Genomic DNA, 23,308 nt, shown 5'->3' with positions numbered 1-23,308 from the left:
ACGGCGGTCTTTCCTGGTGGGCGCGGTGTCGTGGTGAACAGGGCCGGTCCACCCCGCTGTGTCACACTCCTGGAGGTGCGGCGCCCGGCCGCGCTCTGCCGTAACCAGGGGGGAGGAGCCCGTACGCGGATGACGGTCCGTAGCCAGATGGTGCGATTCGCGCTCGTGGGAGCGGCGAACACGGGCACGTACTACGCGTTCTACCTGCTCCTGCTGACCCGGCTCCCGTACGTCGCCTCACACCTCGTCGCCTCCGGGCTGAGCATGATCGGCTCGTTCTTCCTGAACAGTTGGTTCACCTACCGGACCCGCCCGACCTGGCGGAAGTTCCTGCTCTTCCCGCTCACCAACGCGGCGAACCTCCTCATCACGACGGTCGGCGTCTATGTCCTCGTCGACGTGCTGCACCTCGGCAGCCGCTTCGCTCCGCTGCTCGCGGCGGGCGGGGCGGTCCCGATCACCTTCCTGGTCTCGCGAGCCATCATGCTCCCCCGCGACCCGGCACCCGCCCCGGCGCCTACCGGGGTCGGCGGGGCCGCCGAGGCTGCCGGGGCTGCCGGGTCACCGACGGCGGAGCCGTCCGCGAACGGGCGGTGAACAGCCCGGGGCCGGCCCGTGGCTGGAAGCGGAGCTGGTGGCGCTTGGTGGGGTGCGGGGCCGAGGGCCTGTCGGGCCCGAGGCGGGGCGGGGGCGTGGCCGGGGGCCTGTCGGGGTGGGCCGGGGGTGTGTGGTGCGGGCGGTCCGCCCCCTCCCTGATCCGATGGTCGCGCCTCCGGGCCGGGCGTCAAGGGCGCTCCTGCGTCGCGTCGCTGCGCGATGGCCTTCGGCCACCCTTGACTCCCGTCCCTCCGCCGCTGAATAAGGCAGGGGGAGGGGGCGGGGGGAGGGGTCCCCTGGGAAACGCGCGTGTCCTACCGGTCGGTTCCAGGCTGCCGGGTGGGTTCGCCCTGCGGGGCGCGCGGTAGTGGAGTGGGGCAGCCGGGCTTTCGTCAAGCGTCCGCCGACCGGGTAGCGGTTGGGCTTCATGCCCCGCTGGTCACTCGCCGTGGGTGGTTGGGCCGGGTGGTGAGCGGCTGGCCATCCATGACTGCGTGGGCCGCCCGAGGCTCCGTGAGCCGCCCGGGGTTCTTCCCAGGGTCCCCTGGAGCCGCCAGAAGGCCCTGGAACCACTCCTGTTCCATGGTCTGTACTGAAAGCGCACCCATGCGGGACTTCCGGTACAGCTACCCCCTCCGGGGCACCACTGCCGCCCCGCATGTCACATCTGCCTCGCCGGTTAAGCCCGTCGGGCCCCCGGGTATGGCTGGCCTCCCCCAATGGCGGGTGACCAGCGGGGCATGAAGCCCAACACGCATGCGGTGGGGAGCCGCTTGACGAAAGCCGGGCCACCCCACTCCACTGCCGCGCGCCCCGCAGGGCGAACCGGCCCGGCAGCCTGCAACCCGCCGACGGAACAGAGGTGTTTTCCAGTGGACCCTTCCCCCCCCGCCCCCTCCCCTCTGCCTGTTCCAGCGGTGGAGGGGCGGGGGTCAAGGGTGGAGCGCAGCGACATCGGCGAAGCCGACGCGACGCAGGAGCGCCCTTGACGCCCGGCCCGGAGGCGCGATCATCGGATCAGGGAGGGGGCGGGCCTGCGGCGACCAATGCATCTCCGGGTCAGGCCAGTTACCTCTTGATACCGGCCCGCACTGCCACGAAGGCGGCCCAAGCCTCGGGGGTGAAGTGGAGGTGGGGGCGGTGGGTGTTCTTGGAGTCGCGGACCAGGATGGCTGCGTGGGGTGCCGACGCGACCTCCACGCAGTCGTTGTCGTTACTGCCGCTGTAGCTGCTCTTGAACCACTGCGGTTCGGGCGTGGTCCCTGTCGACGCCTCGCGGGTCATGTCTCCCCCAGCACTTTCTCGATGAAGGCCAGCGACTCCCGTGGGCTGAGAGCCTGGGATCGGATGATCCCATATCGCAGCTCCAGGGTCTGGACCTCCTTCGGGGCGGAGAACAGACGGGTGGTCAGTTGCCCTGACACGTATCCCACTGTCCCGCCGTCCCGGAGCTTCAGTACTTGGAGCTCACCACCCATCCCGGCATGGTCCTCGCGGTCCGTCGGCATCACCTGGATCTCGACATGGCGCAACCGGCCGATTTCCAGCAGATGTTCGAGCTGGCGCCGCAACACCATTCTGCCCCCGAGAGGACGCGTCAGCGTGACCTCTTCCTGGACAAAGGAGAGGGCTGTGACCGGTTCGCGGGTGAAGATCTCCTGCCGGGAGATCCGAGCGGCCACGTACCGTTCGAGGTCGCGCGGCGAGAGGGTGGGGCGCCGCATGTCGTACAGGGCTCGCGCGTACTCCTTCGTCTGCAACAGGCCGTGCAGGTTGTGATTGCCGTAGGCACCCAGCTCCACGGACCGCTTCTCCAGGTTCGCCAGGTCCCTGATCTTCTTCGGGTACCGGGCCTCCTTCACGTCCTCCTTCATCGCCGCGATCTTGCCGCCCGCCCCCAGGACCTCGTCCGCCCTGTCCAGGAACTCCGGCCTCGGGATGCGCTTCCCGGCTTCCACCTTGTAGACCTGGTTCTCGCCGTAGCCGATCGCCTCACCCAACTCGGCCTGGCTCAGCCCCGCGCCGGTACGCCAGAGTTTGATCTGCCGGCCCACCGCCGCCACCACGGAGCCCGAGTCGTCGTCCTCAAGTCCAGGCTCCCAGTCGGGCTCGTCCGCTCCGTCCGCCACCGGGTCCGTACCGTCCATGTCCGTACTCACCGCACACACCTCCGAGATGTCCGTATGCCACAACATCGGCGTCAGCGCATGGATGGCCCCCATGGACAGGCCCGGACAGGGCCGGACCAGGCAAGAGACAGTCACCGTCCGTAAGTGCGCCGTCACTGGTCAGGTTACGCACATCCGGCCACGCTGTGTGACGTGAACCTCAAAAACGCCACGTCACCCCCCACGCCGCAACCCGCGCCCTCCGCCCGCGAGTTCCGTGTCCTGCTGTCCTCCACCCGCCGAGGCGCGCGGCTCGCGCGGCTGCTCGCTGTCGAGCAGCTCCGCACGTGGGACGTGCCCGTCGAGCGCGCGGCGCAGATCATCGCCGAACTGGCGGCGAACGCCGCGTCGCACGGGCGGGTCGCCGGGCGGGACTTCCGGGTCGCGCTGGTCCTGCGGGCGTCCGGCACGCTGCGTATCGAGGTGACCGACGCCCGGTCCGAGGCGTTGCCCGTCGCGGCGCGGAGCGTGGTCACGGAGGACGAGTCGGGGCGTGGCCTGATCCTGGTGGACGCGCTCGCCGATGCGTGGGGTGTCGTGCCGGGGCCGCCGCCCTGCAAGACGGTGTGGGCCGAACTCCGTCCGGGTGACGGCTCCGGGGAGACTGTGCGGGGGAACCCGTGACCGGGATCCGTCCTGTGGGGAGTCGTGCCCGCTCGCTCTCGCCGGCCTGGCGGTGGCGGTGGCGGTGGTGGTGGTGTACGCCGAGATCCCGCGCGGGCGCGGACCGGGACACCGGCAGGGGACATGGGTGGGCGCGCACGGCGGTTACGCGGCGCGGCCCACGCCCGGCCCGGCCGGACGGGGCCGTTGTCGCCACCGCCGTCCCGCGGCGGTGGGAGGGTGAGCGGGTTCGCATCCTGGACTCGGTTCCCGAGGGCCGGAATCGGCGGTCCCGCGTCGGTACGTGCCCCGATCCGCTCGCGAATCGTTGGTCGAAGCAGTGGCCCACACCACGTCCACTGCCTACCATCGATCACTGCAAGGTCTTGTGCATCGCCGCACAATCTCCCCGGGAGGCCCCCTTTGCACCGCCGCCGTCGCACCGCGCTCTCCTTGTCCGTCGCCCTGCTCGCCGCGGCCCCGCTGCTCACCGCCTGCGGCGGTGACGCCCATCCCGGGGCGGCGGCGGTCGTCGACGGGCAGCGGATCGAGGTGTCCACGCTTCAGTCCGCGGTACGGGACGTACGGGACGCGCAGCGGGCCACACCGGAGTCCGCGCAGCTCATCAAGGACACCGCGCAGCTCAGCCAGGCCAAGCTGAACAGCATGATCTTCGACCGGGTGCTCCAGCGCGCCGCCGACGACGCCGGGGTCGGCGTCAGCCGCAAGGAGATCCAGGACACCCGCGCCCGGGCCGCCGCCCAGTCGGGCGGGGAGCAGCGGTTCGCCGCGATGCTGCTCCAGCAGGGCGCGCTCTCCTCCGGGCAGATCGACGCGGCGATCCGCCGCGAGGTGCTGCTGACCAAGGTCGCGGGGGCGTTCGGCGCGAACACCTCGACCCCGGAGGGACAGCAGACGGTCCTCGCCGAGCTGACGAAGACGTCGAAGGCGATGGGTATCGACGTCAACCCGCGGTACGGGAGCTGGAACGACCAGGAGGTGCGGCTCGGCGAGACGAAGACGCCGTGGATCACCCAGGTCACCCGCCAGGCCCCGGAGCAGCAGCCCTCGGACGCCTGACGTCGCGGCCCCGGGTCCTGATGGGCCCGTGCGCCGGGCGGGGTGCGGCCGGAGGTAGGTTCGAGAGGTGACAGACGAAGCTCCCGCAGCCCCCGGCCGTATCGTCCTGCTGACCGCCAGCCACCGGGTCGCGCCCGGCCTGTTGTCCTGGCCGGCCTGGCAGACGCTGCACGCGGCCGACCGTGTGGTGTGCGCCGACGCCGGCCATCCGCAGTTGCCGTATCTGCGCGAGGCCGGCGTCACCGTCGAGCACACCGCGCCGGGCGCGCGGGACCTGGTCGAGGCGTGCGCCGGCGGCCGTACCGTCGTGGTGATCCCCGCCGCCGGCGGGGACGGGACGGACGCGGCGCTGACGGACGGCCTCGCGCGGCTGGCCGGCTCGGGCCGGGTCCGGATGCCGGACCTGGAGCTGCTGCCCGGCTCGTACGACCTGCCGGGCGCCCGGCTCCTCGACCTCGTCCAGGTCATGGACCGGATCAGGAACGAGTGCCCCTGGTCGTCGGGCCAGACGCACAAGGGGCTCGCCAAGTACGCCATCGAGGAGGCGTACGAACTGGTCGAGGCGATCGAGGACGGCGACGCCGACGAGCTGCGCGAGGAGCTGGGGGACGTACTCCTCCAGGTCGTCTTCCACGCCCGGATCGCCCAGGAGGGCCCAGAAGGGGGGACGGGGGAGCCGGGGGAGGACGGCGAGGAGAGCGGGGCGTTCTCCATCGACGACGTCGCGGGCACGATCGTCGAGAAGCTGATCCATCGCCACCCCCATGTCTTCGGTGACGCGAACGCCGACACCCCAGAGGAGGTCAAGGCGCACTGGCTCCGGATGAAAGCGGTCGAGAAGCAGCGCGATTCGGTCACCGACGGCGTACCGCTCGGTCAGCCGGGGCTCGCCCTCGCCGCGAAGCTCGCGGGCCGCGCCCGGACCGCCGGTCTGGAGGTCGCGCTCCCGGAGGGCGAGTCCATCGGGTACGAGCTGCTGGCCCTGGCCGTACGGGCGGAGAGGGCGGGCGTCGACCCGGAGACGGCGCTGCGCGCGGCGGCTCGCGTATACAGGGACAGGATCCTGGCCGCTGAGCGCGCGCCCGGGGGCACGTCGGGCGCGTAAACGGGGTATGTAAGGGGGCCGTCGGTGCACCGGCGCGTCAGGAGTACGAGGCGTGCGCCCCTCGGCCCGGGGCCGTATGCGGCAGCGGTTACGGTCGGGGCGTGTCCGATGCGTCCGAGAATCCCGCTGCCAGCGCTGCTCCCGCCCTCTTCACCTGGGAGTTCGCCACCGACCCTTACCCCGCGTACGCCTGGCTGCGCGAACACGCCCCCGTGCACCGCACGGTGTTGCCCAGTGGGGTCGAGGCCTGGCTCGTGACCCGGTACGGGGACGCCCGGCAGGCCCTCGCCGACGCGCGGCTCTCCAAGAACCCCACGCACCACGCCGAGCCGGCGCACGCCCGGGGGAAGACGGGCATCCCCGGGGAGCGCAAGGCGGAGCTGATGACGCACCTCCTGAACATCGACCCGCCCGACCACACCCGGCTGCGCCGGCTGGTGTCCAAGGCGTTCACGCCCCGGCGCGTAGCCGAGTTCGCGCCGCGTGTGCAGGAGCTGACCGACCGTCTGATCGACGGCTTCGCCGAGCGGGGCAGTGCGGATCTGATCCACGATTTCGCGTTCCCGCTGCCCATCTACGCGATCTGTGATCTGCTCGGCGTGCCGCCCGAGGACCAGGACGACTTCAGGGACTGGGCGGGCATGATGATTCGCCATGCGGGCGGACCGCGCGGCGGGGTCGCCCGGTCGGTCAAGAAGATGCGCGGCTATCTGGCCGAACTCATCCACCGTAAAAGAGAGAATCCGGGCGACGATCTGATCTCCGGTCTGATCCGGGCGAGCGATCACGGTGAGCATTTGACCGAGAACGAGGCCGCGGCCATGGCCTTTATCATTCTGTTCGCCGGTTTTGAGACCACGGTGAATCTCATCGGTAATGGCATGTACACGCTTATGCGAAATCCGGCCGAACGTGAACGCCTGCAAAGTTCCCTGGCCGCCGGCGAGACCGGGCTGCTGGCGACCGGGGTCGAGGAGCTGCTCCGGTACGACGGGCCCGTGGAGATGGCGACCTGGCGGTACGCCGTCGAGCCGCTGACCCTGGGCGGGCAGCGGATCGCGGCGGGCGACCCCGTCCTGGTCGTGCTGGCCGCCGCCGACCGCGACCCGGAGCGCTTCCCCGACGCCGGCGTGCTCGACCTCGGGCGCCGTGACAATCAGCACCTCGGGTACGGGCACGGCATCCACTACTGCCTGGGCGCGCCGCTCGCCCGCGTGGAGGGGCGGACCGCGATCGCCACGCTGCTGACCCGCCTTCCCGATGTGCGGCTTGCGGAAGATCCTTCCGATTTGCGCTGGCGCGGCGGGCTCATCATGAGGGGATTGCGCACACTTCCGGTGCAGTTCGCGCCATTGTCCGGCCCGTAATTGCCTGACGGATCGTCAATACTGTGACTTTCGCGTGATCTCCGCTGCATCGACTTGTGACAAGCATTCGAGTACCGCTACGTTCACGACGACTCGGCAACACCATGCCGGAGTTGAATTGACAGTCACACGGAAGGCAACCGCATGTCCCGGAACGGCCGACACCGTCGACCTCGTCAGGCCCCTGCACTTCTCGTCGCCGCCGGGGTGGCCGGATCCGCGATCGCGATCCCGTTGCTCGGCGCGGGCGCCGCCAGCGCGGCGGACGGCTCCACCTGGGACCACGTGGCCGAGTGCGAGAGCGGCGGCACCTGGAGCGCCGACCTCGGCAACGGGTACTACGGCGGGCTCCAGATGTCCCAGGAGACCTGGGACGAGTTCGGGGGCGCGGACTACGCCGCGCGCCCCGACCTGGCCAGCCGCTCGCAGCAGATAGCCGTGGCGGAGAAGGTGTTCGCCGCCCAGGGGGCGCAGGCGTGGTCCAGTTGCGCCGGCGTCTCCGGGCTGACGAAGGCGGTCGGCGGCGCCGTCTCCGGCATCGTGGAAGGGGTGACGGGCGGGGGCGAGAGCGCCGACCCGTCCGGAGCCCCGTCGTCCGACCCGTCCGCGAGCACATCGCCGTCGACCGACGGCACGCCCGGCAAGGGCGCGGGCACGGGTACGGGGACGGCGCGGGACGGGGACGAGTCCCCGGACGCCACCAGCCCGAGCCCCGGGGCCACCGGCTCCGCGGCCGGCGAGGACGACGCCGACGGCAAGGGCGACGCGTCCAAGGGCAAGCACCGCGGCCAGGCGGCCGACGAGAGCGCGACGCCGGGCGGTACGGCCGAGGAGCGCGGCGCGGACAGCCGCGCGTCCCGCGGATCCGGCGGCGGGTCGCGCGACGCGGGCAAGCTGACGGAGGGCGTGGAGCGCGAGGTGGAGCGGGTCGTCACCACGGTCGGCGGCCACCTCTCCCTGGCGAGCGGCGGGCAGAAGGTCATCGGCGGCTGGGTCTGATCCGTCCACACCGATCCCGGGCCACCGATCCCGGGGCGGGCCGCTGCGACATCCGGAGCGGCCCGCCCCGGGATCGGCGTGTCCGGGCCCGGTGACCGGAGCCACCCGTTCCGGCATCGGCGCGCAGCCCTCGCGCGAGCGGAGCCGGTGGCTCCGGGGCGGGTGCGGGTGACTGCCGTTGAACGGTGCCCCGTTGACGCCCCCTCGGCTGTGTCCGTCCTGGCCAGCGCCTCCGATCTCCGGGCGGAACGCGGTCAGTTAGCGACCGTATGTCCACTTCTGCGCAAGTGAGACAAGGGTCTCTTTGCCGCAACTCGGGCTCTTCTCCCCGGCGGTTGGGCGAATGCGGTTCCCACCTGCGGAAACCTATTGTCCGTCGGAGGAGGTAAGGGCGTTTTTTCCGGGATGTGCTCCTTTGAACAACCGGCAGGGCTGTGATTACGGTCTGAACCGCTCGCACCGCGGGCCTCGTCGACCGTCACGCCGAATCCTGCCGTCGGTCGGGGGGAGTAATCGTCGCTTACAGCGCCGAAGGCAGGAGCGGGGGACCCATAGGTTTGCGCCGGGCCCGGACGCCGAGAGACGTCCGGAGGCCGGCTTGGGGTGAAGCCGCGTGTGCGAACACGCGGCCGGGCAACTCATTGGCCCGAACCCGACAGCTCACCTCGTAGGCGTCGGTGAGGAGATGTGTTCCATGCTGCTGCGTTCCAGCAAGGCCAAGCACCGTCGCCCGTCCAAGGCCGTCCGCTACGCGACGCTCGCCGGGATCACCGGTGCCGCCGTCGCGGCCCCCCTGCTCGGTGCCACCGCCGCCTCCGCCGCCTCCGCCTCCGAGTGGGACCAGGTCGCCCAGTGCGAGTCCGGCGGCAACTGGTCGATCAACACCGGCAACGGGTTCTACGGCGGCCTGCAGTTCACCCCCTCCACCTGGGCCGCGTACGGCGGCACCTCCTACGCCCAGCGCGCCGACCAGGCCTCCAAGTCGCAGCAGATAGCCGTCGCCGAGAAGGTCCTCGCGGGCCAGGGCAAGGGCGCCTGGCCGAACTGCGGCGTGAACCTCTCCGGCGCCTCGTACGGCGGCGGCTCGACCGGTTCCGGTTCCGACTCCGGTTCCTCCAGCTCCAGCAACTCGGGCAGCTCCAGCAACTCCGGTAGCTCCAGCAACTCCGGTAGCTCCGGCAACTCCGGTACGCAGAAGTCCGCCCCGAGCCAGCAGGCGCAGCAGTCGAGCCGTGACGACGCGCAGCCGGCCTCGCGCGGCCAGAGCCGTCCCACCACGATCAAGAAGGGTGACGGCGAGTACAAGGTCAAGTCCGGCGACACCCTCTCCAAGATCGCCACCGCCCACAAGGTCAAGGGCGGCTGGGAGAAGGTCTTCGACCTGAACAAGGACATCGTCCCCGACGCGGACGTCATCTACCCGGGTCAGCAGCTCCACCTGAGCTGACCCGTCCTCCCCGGCCCGGCGCGTCACCCCCGTACGCGCCGGGCCGGGGCCTTTCCGGGCACGGCGCCGGGCCTGAGGTCGCCCGGCCGGGCGCAGGGAGCGTCTTAGGGGGCGGGCACCGGCTGGCCGATGACCCGGAGCCGGTTAGGCTCATGTCGCAAGGCCAAGAGACCCTGCACCCACGCGTCACATCCCAGAAGGAGATGCTCGTGCCGTCCATCGACGTCGTCGTAGCCCGGGAAATCCTCGACTCCCGAGGCAACCCCACGGTCGAGGTCGAGGTCGGCCTCGACGACGGCAGCACGGGTCGTGCTGCCGTCCCCTCCGGTGCCTCCACCGGTGCGTTCGAGGCCGTCGAACTCCGCGACGGAGACGCCAACCGCTACCTGGGCAAGGGTGTCGAGAAGGCCGTCCTCGCCGTCATCGAGCAGATCGGCCCGGAGCTGGTCGGGTACGACGCCACCGAGCAGCGGCTGATCGACCAGGCGATGATCGACCTGGACGCGACCGAGAACAAGGGCTCGCTGGGCGCCAACGCCATCCTCGGTGTCTCGCTCGCCGTCGCGCACGCCGCCTCCGAGGCGTCCGACCTCCCGCTCTTCCGCTACCTGGGCGGCCCGAACGCGCACCTGCTGCCCGTTCCGATGATGAACATCCTGAACGGCGGCTCGCACGCCGATTCGAATGTCGACATCCAGGAATTCATGATCGCCCCGATCGGCGCGGAGTCCTTCTCCGAGGCGCTGCGCTGGGGTGCCGAGGTCTACCACACGCTCAAGAAGGTCCTGAAGCAGAAGGGCCTCTCCACCGGCCTGGGCGACGAGGGCGGCTTCGCGCCCAACCTGGAGTCCAACCGCGCCGCGCTCGACCTCATCCTCGAAGCCGTCAAGGAGGCCGGTTACGTCCCCGGCCGTGACATCGCGCTCGCGCTCGATGTCGCCGCGTCCGAGTTCTACAAGGACGGCTCGTACGAGTTCGAGGGCAAGTCGCGCTCGGCCGCCGAGATGACCGAGTACTACGAGGAGCTGGTCGCCGCCTACCCGCTCGTCTCCATCGAGGACCCGCTCTTCGAGGACGACTGGGCCGGCTGGAAGATCATCACCGACAAGCTGGGCGCCAAGGTCCAGATCGTCGGCGACGACCTGTTCGTCACCAACCCGGAGCGTCTCGCCCGCGGTATCGAGGAGGGCTCGGCCAACGCCCTGCTCGTCAAGGTCAACCAGATCGGCTCGCTGACCGAGACGCTGGACGCCGTCGAGCTGGCCCAGCGCAACGGCTTCAAGTGCATGATGTCCCACCGTTCCGGTGAGACGGAGGACGTCACCATCGCCGACCTCGCGGTGGCGGTGAACTGCGGTCAGATCAAGACCGGCGCCCCGGCCCGCTCGGACCGCGTCGCCAAGTACAACCAGCTTCTGCGTATCGAGGAGATCCTCGACGACGCGGCGGTGTACGCGGGCCGCAGCGCGTTCCCGCGGTTCCGCTCCGCGAACGGCTGAGGCCGAAGAGGTTGCGTAACCCGTAACCCGTAACCCGTCACGGGCGGCCGTCCGCCCGTCGTCCGTACGTCCCCGGCCGCGGTCCCGTACCGTATCCGGGGACGTACGTACATGACAGGGGAGGCGGGCCATGGCCGGGAACCGGGACCGGTTCTCCACCTCGACCAGACTGCGGCTGCTCGGTGAGCAGACCGCGGCGCGGGTCTACCGCTCGCAGAACCGCAGACAGGACCGCCGCTCCCGGCTCACGGGACGGGCGGCCTTCCTCGCGCTGGTGGTCTGCACCCTGGTGGTGGCGCTCGCGTATCCGATGCGGGAGTACGTGTCGCAGCGGAACGAGATCGCCGAGCAGGAGCGGCTGAGTCAGGAGGCCGAGCGGCAGGTGGACGAGTTGCGCGACGAGAAGGCGCGGCTCCAGGACGACGCGTACATCGAGCGGCTGGCCCGTGAGCATCTGCACTACCTGCGGCCGGGGGAGACGGGTTTCACCGTCATCGACCCGGAGGCGGCCCAGGAGCGGCGCGCGGACCAGGGCGCGGCGGACCGCCCCTGGTACTCGAACGTCCTGGACGGCGTGGACGAGGCGGACCGTCCCGGCACGTGAGGTACGTGTCCTCCCCACGCGCGATCCCCCCTTCCCCACCCCGTCACCACGGCACCGCACGACAAGAATCCGGAACGGCAGAACCAGGCAGGCATGAAGACGCCCCCTCCGCAGACCGTACGCACCGAGCCCACCGAGGCGGACGTCGCCGCTTTCAAGGAACAGCTCGGCCGCCCGCCGCGCGGGCTGCGCGCCATCGCGCACCGCTGCCCCTGCGGACAGCCGGACGTGGTCGAGACCGCGCCGCGGCTCCCCGACGGCACGCCCTTCCCGACGACGTACTACCTGACGTGCCCGCGCGCGGCCTCGGCCATCGGCACGCTGGAGGCGAACGGCGTCATGAAGGAGATGACCGAGCGCCTGGCGACCGACCCCGAGCTGGCCGCCGCGTACCGCGCGGCGCACGAGGACTATCTCGCGCGGCGCGACGCCATCGAGGTGCTGGAGGGCTTCCCCAGCGCGGGCGGCATGCCGGACCGGGTGAAGTGCCTGCACGTCCTGGTCGGCCACTCGCTGGCGGCCGGGCCCGGAGTGAACCCGCTGGGTGACGAGGCGCTGGCGATGCTGCCGGAGTGGTGGGCGAAGGGGCCGTGCGTCACGCCGTGCGTGTCCGGGCCGTCCGGCGCCGGGGCGGGGGCGGAATGACCAGGGTCGCGGCCATCGACTGCGGTACGAACTCGATCCGCCTGCTGGTCGCCGACGTCCACCCGGAAACAGGCGAACTGGTCGATCTCGACCGGCGGATGACGATCGTCCGGCTCGGTCAGGGCGTCGACAGGACGGGCCGGCTCGCGCCGGAGGCGCTGGAACGTACGTTCGCCGCCTGCCAGGAGTACGCGGCGGTCATCGCCGAGCACGGCGCGGAGCGGATCCGTTTCGTGGCCACGTCCGCCTCGCGCGACGCCGAGAACCGTGACGACTTCGTGCGCGGGGTGCTGGACATCCTGGGTGTGGAGCCCGAGGTGATCACCGGCGACCAGGAGGCGGCGTTCTCCTTCACCGGCGCGACGAAGGAGCTGCCGGGGCGGGACAGTTTTCTGGTGGTGGACATCGGCGGCGGCTCCACCGAGTTCGTCGTCGGGGACGACCGGGTACGGGCGGCGCGGTCGGTGGACATCGGCTGCGTCCGGCTGACGGAGCGCCACCTCGTACGGGACGGCGCCGTCATCGACCCGCCGACGCCCGCCGCGATCGCCGCGATCCGCACCGACATCGAGGCGGCCCTCGACCTCGCGGAACAGGCCGTTCCGCTGCGTGAGCCCCGTACGCTGGTCGGCCTGGCCGGCTCGGTGACGACGGTGGCCGCGATCGCGCTGGGCCTGGAGAGCTACGACTCCGAGGCGATCCACCGCTCCCGTGTCCCCTACGGGCGGGTCAAGGAGATCACCGACCGCCTCCTCACCGCCACCCACGCGGAACGGGCCGCGATCCCGGTGCTGCACCCGGGCCGGGTGGACGTCATCGGCGCGGGCGCCCTCGTCCTGCTCTCGATCATGGAACGCACCGGCGCCCAGGAGGTCGTCGTCAGCGAACACGACATCCTGGACGGCATCGCCTGGGAGTGCGCACTCGACGGGGCGTGACGCTGCGGAAGTGAACGGGCCGCCCCGGGTCCTCGGACTCGGGGCGGCCCGTTGTCAGATGGCGCGGCAAACGTCGCGCCGGCCGCCGACCTTGACGGCGAGGCCCGAATCCTATGGACACCCCCGTGATCCGCGTGAAAACATTGCGCCTCTTCATCCCGGGATTACCGGGTGAATCGAAACGGGGGGAATTCTTGATTCCGTATAAGTCTGTCCGCGTGCGCCGGTCGTTGTCGAGAGCGGGAATGGCCGCGGTGGTGACGGCGTTCGTCGGCACGATGATCACGGGTGGTACGGCCTCCGCCGTACAGGCCGATCCGCCGATTTCCACGGGGGCCGTGTTCAATGATCCGCAGGGTTCGGCGGGTGCGCAGAACGCAGTGAAGAATCACATCATCGACGCCATCGGGAAGACCCAGAGCGGGCGGTTGATCCGTGGCGCGCTCTACGCCCTGAACGATCAGGATTACACGAACGCGCTGAAATCCGCCCATGCGCGCGGGGTCATGATCCGGGTCGTGCTCGACGCCAAGTACGCCGACTCGGCGGCGGCCAAGAGCCTCATCGCCGACCTGGGGACGGACCGTACCGCCACGTCGTGGGCGCGGGTCTGCACGGCGGGTGGCGCGTGTATCGCCACCGGTCACAGTTCGATGATCAATCACAATAAATTCTTCACCTTCTCCCGGATCGGCAGCGCGGGAGAGGCCGAGGACGTCGTCATCCAGACATCGGCCAACCAGACAAGTCTCAACACCGCGAAATACTGGAACAATGCCTACACCGTCGTCGGCAACACCGATCTCTACACGGCGTATGTGGGGTATTTCAACGACCTGGCCGCGATGAAGAAGAACGCCAACTACTTCACCAGCGGAAAAGTCGGCACGGAGAAGTACTACTTCTTCCCGCAGAGCAGTGGCGACATCGTGGTGAGCCTGCTCGGCAATGTCTCCTGCGCGGACAGGAGCAAGGTGAGCGTGGCCGCCTTCGCGCTGCACCGGGACGAGGTCGCGGAGAAGCTGCGGTCCATGGCCGCCCAGGGCTGCGCGATCCGGATCGTGTACGCGGAGAGCAACGACGCGGCGAAGCTCACCGGCCGGCAGAACATCGACATCCGTCAGCTCAACACCGCCGACGGCCACTTGGTGCACTCGAAGTACTTCCTGGTCGAGGGGACATACGCGGGCCACACCAACACCAAGTGGACCTTCACCGGCTCCCACAACCTGGACTACGCCTCGCTCCAGCGGAACGACGAGGCGCTGCTCCGCCTGGAGGGCGCCGCTCCGTACGACGCGTACAGCCGGAACTTCACCGACCTGATGAACGCCGCCACCCGGGTCTGATGCCATGACCCGGGACTGAGGGAAGGCCCCCGCCGGAAAGTTCGTGAACTTCTTCACAAGGAAAACGCTCCGGTGGGGGTCCGGGTCCGCCCGGGAGGCCCCGCTGTCAGGAGCGCGAGCCCTCCGTGCCCTTGTACCGGCCGGTTCCCGGCCCCTCGCGACGGCGTGAATCGTATGGCTGGTTCGGTGTCCGGGGGCGGTGGAATGGCCAGCTCACGAGGGGTATGCAACGTCCAAACGCCCCGTCTGGTTCCCCTGGTGCACCATGACCTGGATCACGTGAGCCGCGCAGTGTAACACGAGGGGGGTGACACCTTGTGAAGGGGCTCACGAGCACCCCCTCCGAGGGGGGTGGATACTCGATGGCATGAGCACCACGGAGCGTCCCAGGATCCTCGTTGTAGGCGGTGGGTACGTAGGCCTGTACGCAGCTCGTCGCATTCTGAAGAAGATGCGCTACGGGGAGGCGACCGTCACGGTCGTCGACCCTCGCTCGTACATGACGTACCAGCCCTTCCTCCCCGAAGCCGCCGCCGGCAGCATTTCGCCTCGGCATGTCGTCGTCCCGCTGCGACGCGTGCTGCCCAAGGCTGAGGTGCTCACCGGCCGGGTCACCACCATCGACCAGGACCGCAAGGTCGCCACGGTCGCGCCGCTCGTCGGCGAGGCCTACGAGCTGCCTTTCGACTACCTCGTCGTCGCGCTCGGCGCGGTCTCCCGCACCTTCCCGATCCCCGGCCTCGCCGAGCAGGGCATCGGTATGAAGGGCATCGAGGAGGCCATCGGGCTGCGCAACCACGTCCTCGAACAGCTCGACAAGGCTGACTCGACGACCGACGAAGAGGTCCGCCGCAAGGCGCTGACCTTCGTCTTCGTGGGTGGCGGCTTCGCCGGCGCGGAGACCGTCGGCGAGGTCGAGGACCTGGCGCGCGACGCGGCCAAGTACTACACGAACGTCAAGCGCGAGGACATGCGCTTCCTGCTCGTGGACGTGGCGGACAAGATCCTCCCCGAGGTAGGCCCGAAGCTGGGCGCCTGGGGCAAGGAGCACCTCGAAGGCCGCGGTGTCGAGGTCTACCTCAAGACCGGCATGGACTCCTGCGTCGACGGTCACGTCGTGCTCAACAACGGCCTTGAGGTCGACTCCAACACCATCGTGTGGACCGCGGGCGTCAAGCCGAACCCGGCGCTCGCCCGCTACGGTCTGCCGCTCGGCCCCCGCGGCCACGTGGACACCAGCGAGAAGCTCCAGGTCCAGGGCACCGACTACATCTGGGCCGCCGGCGACAACGCCCAGGTCCCGGACCTCGTGGGCCGCAAGGCCGGCAACCCGAACGCCTGGTGCCCGCCCAACGCCCAGCACGCGCTGCGCCAGGCCAAGGTCCTCGGCGACAACGTCATCTCGGGCATGCGTGGCTTCCCGCAGGGCGACTACAGCCACGCCAACAAGGGCGCGGTCGCCGGTCTCGGGGTCCACAAGGGCGTCGCGATGATCGTCATGGGCAAGATGAAGATCAAGGTCAAGGGCCGGCTGGCCTGGTACATGCACCGTGGGTACCACGGCATGGCCATGCCGACCTGGAACCGCAAGATCCGGGTCTTCGCCGACTGGACGCTCGCGATGTTCCTCAAGCGCGAGGTCGTCTCGCTCGGCGCCATGCAGACGCCGCGCGAGGAGTTCTACGAGGCCGCGAAGCCGACCCCGGCGCCCGCCGCCGCGTCGGCCGCTCCCGCGCCCGCGCCCGCGGAGAAGGCCAAGGCCTCCTGACGCACGCGGTACCGAAAGGGCCGTCCGCCATCCGTGGTGCGGACGGCCCTTCCGCATGCCCGCACCACGCGGGCCCGCCCGCGACCGCCCGTACCGGCGGTCCGGGCCCGCGTGTTCCGGCGTAGACCGGTCGCTCTGACGGACCAGCAGGCCCGTTCTGGATCCACCGGCGCCAGGAAGGCCCGGAGAGGCCGGGGAAAGGCCGGGAAGCGACTGGCGCGGGAGTCGGCGAAGGGTACGGGCCGGGGGTACGGGGTCACAGGCGGGGAGCCGCACCCGGCCGAAGTCCATGGTAGATGCAAGTATTTTGCTGTCTCATTGCCCTCCACCGGGACTGCATCCGTACCCGACCGGTGTTTACGTGGTGTTGAGCATGTCCGGTATCCACCACCACGGAGGTGTACGCCATGGCCGACGCCGCGCTGCGGCTGACCACTCTTGCCGAAGAGTTGCTGGGGGCCCCGCTCCCGGTCCGTATCCGCGCCTGGGACGGCAGCGAATCGGGTCCCCCCGGCGCCCCCACCCTGATCATCCGGCACCGCCGGGCCCTGCGCCGCCTCCTCTGGAAACCCGGCGAGCTGGGGCTCGCACGCGCCTGGGTCGCGGGGGAGATCGATGTCGACGGTGATCTGTACGCGGTCCTCGAACGTCTCGCCGGGCTCATCTGGGAGCACGACGCCGAGGGGGACGACAAGCACAAGGTCCACCCGGTACGCGACCCCCGGATGCGCGCCGCGGCCCGCGGGCTCGTGGAGATCGCCGGACCCTGGCCGCCGCCCGCCCCGCCCGTCGAGGAGATCAGACGCCGGCACGGCGGCCTGCACACCAGACGCCGTGACAAGGAGGCGATCAGCCACCACTACGACGTCGGCAACGACTTCTACGCCCTGGTCCTGGGCCCGTCCATGGTCTACTCCTGCGCCTACTGGGACGCGGATCCCGGCTTCACCCTCGAAGACGCACAGCGCGACAAGCTCGACCTGATCTGCCGCAAGCTCGGCCTCCGGCAGGACGACCGGCTCCTGGACGTCGGCTGCGGCTGGGGCTCCATGGCCATCCACGCGGCCCGCGAGTACGGCACCCGGGTCACCGGCGTCACCCTCTCCAGGGAGCAGGCCGCGTTCGCCCGCAAGCGCATCGCGGAGGAGGGGCTGACGGACCGTATCGAGATCCGCGTCCAGGACTACCGGGACGTCCGGGACGGCCCGTACGACGCGATCTCCTCCATCGGGATGGCCGAGCACGTGGGCTCGGTCCGGTACCGCGAGTACGCCGACGACCTCTACGGCCTGCTCAAGCCGGGCGGCCGGCTGCTGAACCACCAGATCGCCCGGCGCCCCGAAAAGGACGAGGGGCAGTACCAGATCGACGACTTCATCGACTCGTACGTGTTCCCCGACGGCGAACTGGCGCCGCTCGGCCGTACCGTCTCCACCCTGGAGGAAGCGGGCTTCGAGGCCCGCGACGTCGAGTCGATCCGGGAGCACTACGCGCTGACCCTGCGCCGCTGGGTGGCCAACCTGGAGGAGCACTGGGCGGAGGCGGTGCGCGCGACCTCCGCGGGCCGCGCGCGCGTCTGGCGCCTCTACATGGCGGCGTCCGCGCTCGCCTTCGAACGCAACCGGATCGGCGTCAACCAGATCCTCGCCGTCCGGCCCCCGGACGGCGGCGCGTCCGGGATGGAGCTGCGGGCCCGACTCTGGAGCACGTGAGACACCGGCACACGTACGGAGAAGGGCCGGCCCCCTGGCGAAGGAACCGCCAGGGGGCCGACCCCGTCCGTACACCCCGGCGGGCCCCCGGAGGAGGCCCGCCGGTGCGCCGCTACTCGGTCTTGATCGCCGTCAGCATGTTGAGCTTCGCCGCGCTGCGCGCGGGCCACAGCGAGGCCAGGACACCCACCAGGGCGGCCAGCACCAGGAAGAGCGCGATCCTGTCCCACGGCATGAACAGTGCGTACCCGGGGATCGCGTTCTTGATCGTCTGACCGACGGCCCAGGCCAGGAAGGTGCCGAGGCCGACACCGACCACCGCGCCGAAGAGCGAGATCACCACGGCCTCCAGCCGGATCATCCGCTTCACCCTGCGCCGGTCCAGACCGATCGCGCGCAGCATGCCGATCTCCTGCTGCCGCTCGAACACCGACATCGCCAGGGTGTTGACGACCCCGAGGACCGCGATGATCAGGGCCATCGCCAGCAGGCCGTACATGATGTTCAGCGCCGTGTTGATCAGGCCGCTGGTCTGGTTCCTGATGTCCTGCTGGTCCATCAGCGTGATCGCCGGGTTCTTGCCCAGGGCGTCCACGAGGGCCTGCTCATGGGCGCTGCTCGCGCCGCCGTCCATCTTCACCCACACCTCGCGGATGAACTGCTTGGTCTCGTGCGGGTTCGCCAGGTCCTGGGAGATGAGCAGCGGGGAGAGGAACTCGTTCCCCTGGTAGATCGCGCCGATCTCCAGGTCGGCGGTCTTCCCGTCCGTGTACTTCACCTGGACGGTGTCGCCGGTCTTCCAGCCCTTGGACTTCGCGGTGTCCTCCGCGACCGCGAGCGCGTTGCCGGAGAGCGAGCCGAGCGAGCCGGAGACCGTGGTGAGGTTGAAGACCTTCTCGATGTCCCCGGGGGTGACCGCGGAGGCCGATTCGTACTCGCCCTTGATCTCCAGGTCGACCCCCTGCTGCGGGGAGACCGCGCTGACGCCGGGCGCCTTCTCCAGCGCGCTCAGGGCGCTCGGGTCGAGCGGGCTGCCGTTGGCCATCGAGGCCATGTAGTCGGCCTTGATGTTGTCCGTGGTCATCTGGTCGATGGCCTGGCCGATCGTGACACCGAGCACGGTGAGAGCGGTGACCAGGGTGAGCCCGATGGCCAGTGCGGAGGCGGTGGCTCCGGTACGCCGCGGATTGCGCACGGCGTTCTGGCTCGCCAGCTTGCCCGACACCCCGAAGACCCGTACGAGCAGCGGCCGTACGAGCGCGATGACCGGCCGGGAGAGCAGCGGGATCAGCACGATGACGCCGATCATCGTGAGGAACCCGCCCGCGGCCAGGATGAACCGGCCGTCGGAGCCGATGTTCGCGCCCGTCAGGATCCCGGCGGCGCCGAGCAGGGCGATGGTGAGGCCGATGGAGTTGCGTACGACGAGGGACTTGGTGGTGGCCACGGCGTGCACGCTGCTCATCGCCGCCACCGGCGGGATCTTCGCGGCCCGGCGGGCCGGCAGCCAGGCGGCGAACACGGTGATCAGTACCCCGACGCCGAGGGCGGCGGCGATCGCGACCGGGGAGACGATCAGCGGTCCGGCCGGGATCTTCGCGCCGAACGAGTCCATCAGACCGCGCAGTCCGATCGCCAGGCCGAGCCCGAGGGCGAAGCCGATCACCGAAGCGATGAGGCCGACGATGGTCGCCTCGACCAGCACCGAGCGCTTGACCTGCTTACGGGAGGCGCCGACGGCACGCATCAGCGCCAGTTCCCTGGTGCGCTGGGCGACCAGCATGGTGAAGGTGTTGGAGATCAGGAAGACGCCGACGAACAGGGCGATGGCGGCGAAGGCCAGCAGCATCTGGTTGAGGCCGGAGAGACCCGACTCGATGTCCTTCGCCTGCTTCTCGGCCAGTGCGTCGCCGGTCTCCGCCTCGGCGTTCTTCGGGAGAAGCTTCTCGACCGCGGTGAGCAGGGCGGCGTCGGAGGTGCCGGGGGCGGCGGTGACGGTGGCGCTCTCGTAGTAGCCGGGTTCCAGATAGAGCTTCTGGGTGACCTCGGGAGTGAAGAGGACCAGGCTGCCGCCCGCGTTGACCGCGCCGTCCTCGGTGGTGAAGACACCGGAGAGGGTGTACTCCTTCACCGGCCCGTTGGTGGCGACCCGTACGGTGTCGCCGACCTTGTACTCGCCCTTGGCGGCGGTGTCCTTGTCGAGCGCGATCCGGCCGTCCTCGCGGGGGCCGGAGCCGTCGGTGAAGGTGTACGCGGGGTCCTTGCCGTTCTCGCCGGGCGAGAAGTTGGAGCCGGTGTTGGACCAGCCGTCACCGATCAGCTTGCCGTCGGGGTCCGCGACCCCGGCGAAGCCGACGACGCGCCCGGTGACGGAGGCGACCCCGTCGAGGGCCTTGATCCGGTCCATGGTGGCCTTGCCGAGTCCCGGGCCGGCCTTGCGGTCCTCCGGGTCGTCGCTTTCGCGGAGGTCGTAGGAGGTGACGGAGACGGCTACGTCCTTGTAGCTCTTCGACGACTGGTTGCGGAAGGCGCTGCCGAGGGTGTCGGTGAAGATCAGGGTGCCGGAGACGAAGGCGACGCCGAGCATGACGGCGAGCACGGTCATCAGCAGCCTGGCCTTGTGCGCGAGCACAGTGCGCAGGGCGGTACGGAACATGATGGAAGTCCTGGTGAGGGTGGGCCGGAGGGGACGGGGCGGCGCGTACGGCGCCGGGCGTACGGACGTACGGACCTGCGGAACTACGGAAGCGCGGGCGTACGGACGTACGGTCGGAACGGCGGCCGTACGGTCGGGCTGGGCGGGCGTCCGGTCAGCTCGTGCGGCCCTTGGCGTCGAACGCCTTCATCCGGTCCAGCACGCCGTCGGCGCTGGGCGCGAACATCTCGTCGACGATGCGCCCGTCGGCGAGGAAGATCACCCGGTCCGCGTAGGACGCGGCCACCGGGTCGTGCGTCACCATCACGACGGTCTGGCCCAGCTCCCGTACCGAGTTGCGCAGGAAGCCCAGCACCTCGGCGCCGGAGCGCGAGTCCAGATTCCCGGTCGGCTCGTCACCGAAGATGATCTCGGGCTGCGAGGCGAGGGCGCGGGCGACGGCCACGCGCTGCTGCTGGCCGCCGGAGAGCTGCGTGGGCCGGTGGCCGAGCCGGTCGGAGAGGCCGATCATCGTGATGACCTGGTCCAGCCACCGCTTGTCGGGCTTGCGGCCGGCGATGTCCATGGGGAGCGTGATGTTCTCCAGGGCCGTCAGGGTCGGCAGCAGGTTGAACGCCTGGAAGATGAAGCCGATCTTGTCCCGGCGCAACTGGGTGAGCTTCTTGTCCTTCAGGGTGGACAGTTCGGTCTCGCCTATGCGGACGGAGCCGCTGCTGAAGCTGTCGAGGCCGGCCACGCAGTGCATCAGCGTGGACTTGCCGGAGCCGGACGGGCCCATGATCGCGGTGAACTCGCCCTGGCGGAAGTCGACGGAGACATGGTCGAGCGCGACCACTTGGGTCTCGCCCACTCCGTAGACCTTCGAGAGATCGGAGGCGCGAGCGGCCACCGTGGTGGCGCGGTGGGCGAGCGGGGTGGTGGTCACGGAAGAACTCCTGTCGGACGGTCAGGACGGGACCGGGGCTGGGCCGGCGGCTGGGCTCCGCGGACGGAGGAATCCCTCCCTCGGCGGACTCCTCCATCCTCTTCTCGCCGGACCCCCCAAGGCGTCCCTCCCGATGCCCGTTCCCGGGGCCCTCTTGGGTCTGACCCACAGGGGCGCGCTCTCCTCCTCGGGTATGACACCGCCCCTGAGAGGAGGTACGTACGATCTCCGGAGAACCCCCGGCCGCCCGCGCGCCCACCTGTGCGCCGGAGGCGCCCCGGCGTACGCCCCGGGTGGTGCCTGTGCCGGATGCGTGACCGGGCGGCGACTTTTCGTCATTCTCGTGTGCCTCGGTACGAGATGACCACCCGCGCCCGGCATGTGCCGATGGCTCGTTACGTGCCCTGACGCACCCTCAGACGTCAATAAAATAAGACAACATCGGGTAGGCGCTCGGCTGTTCGAGTGGTGTGTCCCGATAGGCTCCTGTGCCAACGCGGCGTCGCGCGCCTTGCCCGGATGGTGGAATGCAGACACGGCGAGCTTAAACCTCGCTGCCCCTCGGGGGCGTGCCGGTTCAAGTCCGGCTCCGGGCACATCACGCGCCACGTGCCGGTCGGCGTCGCGGTCCCTTTGGGTGGCTTTTGTGACGAGCGGCACGCCGTGAGCGTCCGGATTCGGCGAAAGATCCTCCCCGAGCACTAGGACGTACGCTTTGCTCTCCCATTACTCTTGACGCAAGGCCGCGCTGGGTGGCCATGGAGGAGTGAGATGAGGAGCAGCAACCCGGTCTTCTCGCGACGGGGCTTCAGCCGCGACAACGGCCACGCGGGCTTCAACGCGGCGCCGCAGGCCGGGGGCCCCGCCGTAGGAACCAACCCGTACGCGACGAACCCGTACGCGACCAACCCCTACGCGCAGCAGCAGGGCACCCCGGTCGGCACGCCGCAGGCACCGCCGAACACCGGTGTCATGACCATCGACGACGTTGTCACCCGTACGGGGATGACACTGGGCACGGTCGTGCTCACGGCGGTCCTCTCCTGGGTGCTGCTGCCGGTCGACCCGGCGAACATGGGCACGTCGTACGGCATCGCCATCGGCGCCGTGCTCGTCGCGTTCGTCCTGTCGATGATCCAGTCCTTCAAGCGCAAGCCGTCCCCCGCGCTGATCCTGTCGTACGCGGCGTTCGAGGGTGTCTTCCTCGGAGTGATCAGCAACGTCGTCAGCACGTACATCGCGCCCGGCGTGGTGGTCCAGGCCGTGATGGGCACGATGGCGGTCTTCGCCGGCGTGCTCTTCGCGTACAAGATGCGGTGGATCCGCGTCACCCGCCGCTTCTACGGCTTCGTGATGGCCGCCGCGATGGGCTTCGTGCTCCTCATGGTCGCCAACATGCTCTTCAGCGTCTTCGGCGGCGGCGACGGCCTCGGCTTCCGCAGCGGTGGCCTCGGCATCCTCTTCGGGATCATCGGCATCATCCTCGGCGCGTGCTTCCTGGCGCTCGACTTCAAGCAGGTCGAGGACGGCGTCGCGTACGGCGCTCCGCGCGAGGAGTCCTGGCTGGCGGCCTTCGGTCTCACGCTGACCCTGGTGTGGATCTACATGGAGATGCTGCGGCTCTTCTCGATCCTCAGCGGCAACGACTAGCGTGACCGGTCGTACCCGGCGGGCCGGCAGCGGCCGGCCGGGTGACGGAGACCGACGGAGGGGTGGGGGGGGCCCGCGCCCCCCCCCCCCCCCCCCCCGGGGGGGGGGGGCGGGGGGGGGGGGCGGGGGTTTTGCGGGGGTTGGTTTGGGGGCGGGGCGGCCCCCCCCCGGGCGTCACCTGGGCCGCACGCTTGCG

The 23,308-nt window shown here is 70.2% G+C and carries 19 protein-coding genes, 1 tRNA gene and 1 riboswitch; of the genes, 16 read left to right on the top strand and 4 right to left on the bottom strand.

Going from position 1 to position 23,308, the window contains the following annotated elements:
• Window positions 1–129 precede the first annotated feature (129 nt).
• Window positions 130–597 (top strand): GtrA family protein, encoded by a 468-nt coding sequence (locus ACIQ7D_RS15230; protein ID WP_403937593.1) that lies wholly within the window; start codon window positions 130–132, stop codon window positions 595–597.
• 1,068 nt (window positions 598–1,665) lie between these two features.
• Here ACIQ7D_RS15230 and ACIQ7D_RS15225 read toward each other — a convergent pair.
• Complete coding sequence (locus ACIQ7D_RS15225) at window positions 1,666–1,881, bottom strand: DUF397 domain-containing protein (protein ID WP_403937591.1); 216 nt, start codon at window positions 1,879–1,881, stop codon at window positions 1,666–1,668.
• The gene (locus tag ACIQ7D_RS15220) at window positions 1,878–2,744 is read right to left on the bottom strand and encodes a helix-turn-helix domain-containing protein (protein ID WP_403937893.1); all 867 of its coding nucleotides are present in this window, start codon (window positions 2,742–2,744) and stop codon (window positions 1,878–1,880) included. Before ACIQ7D_RS15220 ends, ACIQ7D_RS15225 begins: the two co-directional genes overlap by 4 nt.
• Window positions 2,745–2,918: 174 nt before the next feature.
• On the opposite strand from ACIQ7D_RS15220, the gene ACIQ7D_RS15215 reads away from it, so the two are divergent.
• From ACIQ7D_RS15215 to ACIQ7D_RS15155, 13 genes are all read left to right on the top strand, one after another.
• Window positions 2,919–3,389 carry an ATP-binding protein gene (locus tag ACIQ7D_RS15215; protein WP_403937589.1) on the top strand — a complete coding sequence of 157 codons (471 nt, stop codon included), beginning with the start codon at window positions 2,919–2,921 and terminating at the stop codon, window positions 3,387–3,389.
• A gap of 402 nt (window positions 3,390–3,791) precedes the next feature.
• Entirely contained in the window at window positions 3,792–4,448 is a 657-nt protein-coding gene (locus ACIQ7D_RS15210; RefSeq protein ID WP_403937587.1) for a SurA N-terminal domain-containing protein, read from the top strand.
• Window positions 4,449–4,515: 67 nt separating this feature from the next.
• Window positions 4,516–5,553, top strand: coding sequence for a nucleoside triphosphate pyrophosphohydrolase (locus tag ACIQ7D_RS15205; RefSeq protein WP_403937585.1), 1,038 nt, complete (start codon window positions 4,516–4,518; stop codon window positions 5,551–5,553).
• Between the two features lie 101 nt (window positions 5,554–5,654).
• Window positions 5,655–6,920, top strand: a complete 1,266-nt coding sequence (locus ACIQ7D_RS15200) for a cytochrome P450 (protein WP_403937583.1) — start codon at window positions 5,655–5,657, stop codon at window positions 6,918–6,920.
• 144 nt (window positions 6,921–7,064) lie between these two features.
• Window positions 7,065–7,919 (top strand): transglycosylase family protein, encoded by an 855-nt coding sequence (locus ACIQ7D_RS15195; RefSeq protein WP_403937581.1) that lies wholly within the window; start codon window positions 7,065–7,067, stop codon window positions 7,917–7,919.
• A 516-nt stretch (window positions 7,920–8,435) separates the two neighbouring features.
• Window positions 8,436–8,608, top strand: a riboswitch (cyclic di-AMP (ydaO/yuaA leader).
• Between the two features lie 8 nt (window positions 8,609–8,616).
• Window positions 8,617–9,366: a transglycosylase family protein gene (locus tag ACIQ7D_RS15190; RefSeq protein ID WP_403937891.1), complete on the top strand. Its 750-nt coding sequence runs from the start codon at window positions 8,617–8,619 to the stop codon at window positions 9,364–9,366.
• Window positions 9,367–9,569: 203 nt separating this feature from the next.
• On the top strand, window positions 9,570–10,865 hold the full coding sequence (gene eno / locus ACIQ7D_RS15185) for a phosphopyruvate hydratase (protein WP_403937579.1): 1,296 nt from the start codon (window positions 9,570–9,572) through the stop codon (window positions 10,863–10,865).
• Window positions 10,866–10,995: 130 nt separating this feature from the next.
• Window positions 10,996–11,469 carry a septum formation initiator family protein gene (locus tag ACIQ7D_RS15180; protein WP_403937577.1) on the top strand — a complete coding sequence of 158 codons (474 nt, stop codon included), beginning with the start codon at window positions 10,996–10,998 and terminating at the stop codon, window positions 11,467–11,469.
• Window positions 11,470–11,562: 93 nt separating this feature from the next.
• Window positions 11,563–12,114, top strand: a complete 552-nt coding sequence (locus tag ACIQ7D_RS15175) for a DUF501 domain-containing protein (protein ID WP_403937575.1) — start codon at window positions 11,563–11,565, stop codon at window positions 12,112–12,114.
• Window positions 12,111–13,052 carry an exopolyphosphatase gene (locus ACIQ7D_RS15170; RefSeq protein ID WP_403937573.1) on the top strand — a complete coding sequence of 314 codons (942 nt, stop codon included), beginning with the start codon at window positions 12,111–12,113 and terminating at the stop codon, window positions 13,050–13,052. Before ACIQ7D_RS15175 ends, ACIQ7D_RS15170 begins: the two co-directional genes overlap by 4 nt.
• 245 nt (window positions 13,053–13,297) lie before the next feature.
• Window positions 13,298–14,401 carry a phospholipase D-like domain-containing protein gene (locus ACIQ7D_RS15165; RefSeq protein WP_403937571.1) on the top strand — a complete coding sequence of 368 codons (1,104 nt, stop codon included), beginning with the start codon at window positions 13,298–13,300 and terminating at the stop codon, window positions 14,399–14,401.
• Between the two features lie 367 nt (window positions 14,402–14,768).
• Complete coding sequence (locus ACIQ7D_RS15160; RefSeq protein WP_403937569.1) at window positions 14,769–16,169, top strand: NAD(P)/FAD-dependent oxidoreductase; 1,401 nt, start codon at window positions 14,769–14,771, stop codon at window positions 16,167–16,169.
• A 407-nt stretch (window positions 16,170–16,576) separates the two neighbouring features.
• On the top strand, window positions 16,577–17,881 hold the full coding sequence (locus ACIQ7D_RS15155) for a class I SAM-dependent methyltransferase (protein WP_403937567.1): 1,305 nt from the start codon (window positions 16,577–16,579) through the stop codon (window positions 17,879–17,881).
• Between the two features lie 112 nt (window positions 17,882–17,993).
• Here the strand turns inward: ACIQ7D_RS15155 and ACIQ7D_RS15150 are convergent, their stop codons facing one another.
• A complete protein-coding gene (locus tag ACIQ7D_RS15150) occupies window positions 17,994–20,537 on the bottom strand; it encodes an ABC transporter permease (RefSeq protein ID WP_403937565.1) in 2,544 nt (847 codons plus the stop codon).
• A gap of 154 nt (window positions 20,538–20,691) precedes the next feature.
• A complete protein-coding gene (locus ACIQ7D_RS15145; RefSeq protein ID WP_403937563.1) occupies window positions 20,692–21,462 on the bottom strand; it encodes an ABC transporter ATP-binding protein in 771 nt (256 codons plus the stop codon).
• A 513-nt stretch (window positions 21,463–21,975) separates the two neighbouring features.
• On the opposite strand from ACIQ7D_RS15145, the gene ACIQ7D_RS15140 reads away from it, so the two are divergent.
• Together ACIQ7D_RS15140 and ACIQ7D_RS15135 are read left to right on the top strand one after the other, a co-directional pair.
• Window positions 21,976–22,058: transfer RNA gene (locus ACIQ7D_RS15140), tRNA-Leu, on the top strand.
• A 175-nt stretch (window positions 22,059–22,233) separates the two neighbouring features.
• Window positions 22,234–23,112, top strand: coding sequence for a Bax inhibitor-1/YccA family protein (locus ACIQ7D_RS15135; RefSeq protein ID WP_403937561.1), 879 nt, complete (start codon window positions 22,234–22,236; stop codon window positions 23,110–23,112).
• Window positions 23,113–23,308: the final 196 nt, after the last annotated feature.

It is taken from the genome of Streptomyces sp. NPDC096310, from assembly GCF_044763125.1.
In the GTDB taxonomy this organism is placed as follows: domain Bacteria; phylum Actinomycetota; class Actinomycetes; order Streptomycetales; family Streptomycetaceae; genus Streptomyces.
This window is presented reverse-complemented; position numbering and strand designations above follow the sequence as displayed.

Excerpts from the sequence above, each read along its gene's own strand:
- ACIQ7D_RS15135 (WP_403937561.1), top strand. The coding sequence starts at position 22,234 with ATGAGGAGCAGCAACCCGGTCTTCTCGCGACGGGGCTTCAGCCGCGAC.
- ACIQ7D_RS15195 (WP_403937581.1), top strand. The coding sequence starts at position 7,065 with ATGTCCCGGAACGGCCGACACCGTCGACCTCGTCAGGCCCCTGCACTT.
- ACIQ7D_RS15160 (WP_403937569.1), top strand. The coding sequence starts at position 14,769 with ATGAGCACCACGGAGCGTCCCAGGATCCTCGTTGTAGGCGGTGGGTAC.
- ACIQ7D_RS15225 (WP_403937591.1), bottom strand. The coding sequence starts at position 1,881 with ATGACCCGCGAGGCGTCGACAGGGACCACGCCCGAACCGCAGTGGTTC.
- ACIQ7D_RS15220 (WP_403937893.1), bottom strand. The coding sequence starts at position 2,744 with ATGGACGGTACGGACCCGGTGGCGGACGGAGCGGACGAGCCCGACTGG.
- ACIQ7D_RS15155 (WP_403937567.1), top strand. The coding sequence starts at position 16,577 with ATGGCCGACGCCGCGCTGCGGCTGACCACTCTTGCCGAAGAGTTGCTG.
- eno (WP_403937579.1), top strand. The coding sequence starts at position 9,570 with ATGCTCGTGCCGTCCATCGACGTCGTCGTAGCCCGGGAAATCCTCGAC.
- ACIQ7D_RS15180 (WP_403937577.1), top strand. The coding sequence starts at position 10,996 with ATGGCCGGGAACCGGGACCGGTTCTCCACCTCGACCAGACTGCGGCTG.
- ACIQ7D_RS15230 (WP_403937593.1), top strand. The coding sequence starts at position 130 with ATGACGGTCCGTAGCCAGATGGTGCGATTCGCGCTCGTGGGAGCGGCG.
- ACIQ7D_RS15165 (WP_403937571.1), top strand. The coding sequence starts at position 13,298 with ATGGCCGCGGTGGTGACGGCGTTCGTCGGCACGATGATCACGGGTGGT.
- ACIQ7D_RS15170 (WP_403937573.1), top strand. The coding sequence starts at position 12,111 with ATGACCAGGGTCGCGGCCATCGACTGCGGTACGAACTCGATCCGCCTG.
- ACIQ7D_RS15150 (WP_403937565.1), bottom strand. The coding sequence starts at position 20,537 with ATGTTCCGTACCGCCCTGCGCACTGTGCTCGCGCACAAGGCCAGGCTG.
- ACIQ7D_RS15175 (WP_403937575.1), top strand. The coding sequence starts at position 11,563 with ATGAAGACGCCCCCTCCGCAGACCGTACGCACCGAGCCCACCGAGGCG.